Genomic DNA, 1626 nt, shown 5'->3' with positions numbered 1-1626 from the left:
GACATTAGTCTGCTGTTTTTCAAGCTGTTGCAGTTCGTCAACGGTCTGGCTGATTTTAGTAGCGTAATCCATAACCAAAGATACGACTTATTGAATTTGATTTAGTATAATTTATATCGTTCAAGAAGTTAGATAGAATAATTTTTTATGATTAATTAAGCAATCACGCAGAATATACAGAGAGTATTACCATCAACGTGTTATCACTTTTATTATAGGGATAATTTATAAGACACGGTTTTATGTAGCTGTAGTGATAAGTATAATTACTTCAACGCTGGCATATGTTGGCCGTACTGTTTAGGCTTTCTGTTATGATGATTGTTTTTTAAACCAGCACTTGTACTCATACTATTTAATTTTTTTTATCGTAACTATTCGTTCTCACGTACTATTTCAGTGAAGTTTTCAACAGGTAAGAGATAGGGAAATTTAAACTATCTGGCAAACAGATATATTTATACAATGCCCACAAATATGTTTACTCAGCCAGATCAGGTATATGAATTTAATATTTAGATTGAAGTCTATCAGTAGAAATTATATAGTAATAATTTTCACACTATTTGTCACCTCATGATCGGAAGTATAAGCTGTTGCTACTATATAATCAGGATGTATAAGATGCATTCGCGTATAGTATATATTCCCGCTCAGTTCGGTTTTATCAGTAAGTGTTACAACTTTTTCCAGAGAATTGCTTAGCCCTTTACCATCAGCCTTAATAACTGCCTCTTTTTTACACCAAAGCGTGTAAAACTCAACAAATGGATTAGTTGCTCTCTGGATAGAATCCCATTCTGCGGGTGAAAAATAATCAGCAAAACCGTCAAGCTCAATATCCCTAACCTTCTCTACATCAACGCCGATCTTATTTTCAGCAATAACGCAAACAGCAACATCACTGGAATGAGAAATATTAAAGCCAGGTCCATTTAGCAGGTATGGCCGACCAAATGCGGTTAGCTTATAATTGGCTTTCAAATCCGCATCATACCCATAATTAGATAACCCCTTCATCAGCAGTGCCTTACCAAGAACGCTTAAGTATGCATCTTGAGGTCGGTGGTACTTAGCAACTTTACTCCGCTCAAAATCAGGTAATTTTAAGAGATGATTTTGGAATGTATCCGGACTTAAAGCGTCGATTGTAGCAAAGTATAAATGCATAGTAAGGTAATAGCTGAACTGTGCTGATCAAAAGAAAACTAACTAGTACATAACAATCACTAACCCATTGGAATACAATATTTTATATATTTGGTCTGTTGACTAACAACTTACCATCAACACAGTTCAGCCACTACCGCATATTCTTGGTTATACAACAGAACCAATAATTATACGACTATTACCTATTTATAGTACAATGTTTTACTTTGTATGTATGGATTGCCTAGAAAAACCGACCACTTCACATGGCTCTTTTCGCTGGTAGGCGGTCATACTAAATCCGTTTTTCCCAAACGCTTCCTCGATCGACGAGAAACGAGTTTCGAACCAAATCGGTACTTATTATTGGTACGTGAATTAATCTGTAAAGAAACCAATCTCTTTTTTTCGAAAGAAGGCTTGCACTAATTTTCGCTCTTTCTCAAAGATGTTTAGTTGCTGCCGAACTGCATC

1 protein-coding gene is annotated in these 1626 nt (G+C 35.5%); it reads right to left on the bottom strand.

The window, feature by feature from the left end; all coding sequences use genetic code 11:
- Window positions 1–540: 540 nt before the first annotated feature.
- Entirely contained in the window at window positions 541–1170 is a 630-nt protein-coding gene (locus tag FH603_RS28040; protein ID WP_186742658.1) for a 4'-phosphopantetheinyl transferase family protein, read from the bottom strand.
- Window positions 1171–1626: the final 456 nt, after the last annotated feature.

This window comes from Spirosoma utsteinense (assembly GCF_014282275.1).
GTDB lineage: Bacteria > Bacteroidota > Bacteroidia > Cytophagales > Spirosomataceae > Spirosoma > Spirosoma utsteinense.
Note: the sequence above shows the minus strand (reverse complement) of the source record. Positions and strands in the feature narration are given on the sequence as shown.